A 1,787-nucleotide genomic window follows, 5' to 3' on the forward strand; every position below is an offset into this window, starting at 1 on the left:
TATACCAACGATTTGATTGCTAAATGGCAAAAAGATGGTAGCCTTCAAAAACTCTACGATAAGTATCACTTGAAACCAGCTAAGGCTGAAGATAAATAGAAAGGAGTCCTGAATTTATGTATCTTTTAACTGAAACGGCTAGTCCTTTCGCTCTTGAACGTTGGACTGCTTTCTTCGCTAACTTTGGGCAGTTTGCCAAAGGTTTCTTTTACACCCTTGGCATTTCAATTGGTGCCTTGATTGTTGCCCTTCTTCTTGGGCTTATCTTTGGGGCTATGAGCTCTACTCACAACAAAGTCCTTCGTGGCATTTCACGTGTTTATGTCGAAATCTTCCAAAATACACCCTTGCTTGTGCAATTCGTGGTTGTCTTCTATGGGATTTCAATCTTGACTGATGGTCATGTCATGATTCCAATTTCATTGACAGCTATCCTTTGTGTGGGTGTCTACACAGGAGCCTATATCTCTGAAATTATTCGTACAGGTATCGAGGCAGTTCCTAAAGGTCAAACCGAAGCCGCTTTGTCTCAAGGATTCACCTACGCTGATACCATGCGTATCATCATCTTGCCTCAAGCAGTCCGTACTATCTTGCCACCATTGACCAACCAAGTGGTTAACTTGATTAAGAATACTTCTACAGTTGCCATTATCTCTGGGGCAGATATCATGTTCACTGCTAAGGCTTGGGCTTATGATACCACTAACTATGTGCCGGCCTTTGCTGGGGCTGCCTTCCTCTACTTTATCATGTGTTTCCCTCTAGCTACTTGGGCACGTCGTAAAGAAGAAGAGAATAAGAAAGCTTACTAAGGAGGTCCACTATGTCAGAAGTTTTATCAGCTACTAACCTTAAATTCTTGGCACAAGGGATGTGGACGACTCTTTACTTGTCTTTCTTCATCATCGTGCTATCTACCCTGTTCGGAACTATTCTGGCGGTGATGCGTAACGGAAAGAATCCTATTCTGCGTTGGATTGCTTCTATCTACGTTGAGTTCGTCCGTAATGTTCCTAACTTGCTTTGGATTTTCATTATCTTCCTGGTCTTCCAACTCAAGTCAACCGCTGCAGGGATTACCTCTTTCACGGTCTTTACTTCAGCTGCCTTGGCGGAAATCATTCGTGGGGGACTGAACTCTATTGACCATGGCCAAACGGAAGCCGGCTTGTCTCAAGGATTTAACAACAAACAAATCTTTATTTACATCATCTTCCCACAAGCTATTCGTAAGATGTTGCCATCTATCATCTCTCAATTCGTAACAGTTATCAAGGATACTTCTTTCCTTTACTCTGTTATCGCCTTACAAGAATTGTTTGGTAAGAGTCAGATTTTGATGGGTGGTTACTACGAACCTAGTCAAATCTTTACCTTATACGGTATTGTGGCTTTAGCTTATTTCGTGGTTAACTTTGCCATCTCTAGCTACTCTCGCTACCTCTCTAAACAATGGGAGCAAGCTAGTGAATAAAACAAAAAACTCACCTGCGGGTGGGTTTTTGTTTTTCTCATATTTATATCAAAAAATGATTAATTATTTAGTAAAAACCGAACGTTTTGAAAGAATATTCGGAATTTTTTGACTTTCGACTTTACTTATGCTAAAATTCAATATATGTTAGAAAAGCTAACAAGTAAATCCATTATAGGAGGCTCTTATGGCACTTATTGAATTTAAAAATGTTAATAAATATTACGGAGACTATCATGCACTTCGTGATATCAATCTAGAAATTGAAAAAGGACAAGTTGTGGTTCTCTTGGGACCTTCTGGGTCTGGG

2 protein-coding genes and 2 pseudogenes are annotated in these 1,787 nt (G+C 40.2%); all 4 read left to right on the forward strand.

Annotated features, from left to right (window positions below; all coding sequences use genetic code 11):
• A pseudogene (locus ADH51_RS09985) lies at nt 1-99 on the forward strand (glutamine ABC transporter substrate-binding protein); the annotation flags it as partial.
• Nucleotides 100-116: 17 nt separating this feature from the next.
• Complete coding sequence (locus ADH51_RS01765; RefSeq protein ID WP_048674071.1) at nt 117-815, forward strand: amino acid ABC transporter permease; 699 nt, start codon at nt 117-119, stop codon at nt 813-815.
• 11 nt (nt 816-826) lie between these two features.
• Nucleotides 827-1,477 carry an amino acid ABC transporter permease gene (locus ADH51_RS01770; protein WP_002886253.1) on the forward strand — a complete coding sequence of 217 codons (651 nt, stop codon included), beginning with the start codon at nt 827-829 and terminating at the stop codon, nt 1,475-1,477.
• 187 nt (nt 1,478-1,664) lie between these two features.
• A pseudogene (locus ADH51_RS09740) lies at nt 1,665-1,787 on the forward strand (amino acid ABC transporter ATP-binding protein); the annotation flags it as partial.

Source organism: Streptococcus sp. 449_SSPC, assembly GCF_001073005.1.
Taxonomy (GTDB): Bacteria; Bacillota; Bacilli; order Lactobacillales; family Streptococcaceae; genus Streptococcus; species Streptococcus salivarius_F.

What these genes read in the sequence shown, in the direction of transcription:
- ADH51_RS01765 (WP_048674071.1), top strand. Translation starts at nt 117, where the DNA reads ATGTATCTTTTAACTGAAACGGCTAGTCCTTTCGCTCTTGAACGTTGG.
- ADH51_RS01770 (WP_002886253.1), top strand. Translation starts at nt 827, where the DNA reads ATGTCAGAAGTTTTATCAGCTACTAACCTTAAATTCTTGGCACAAGGG.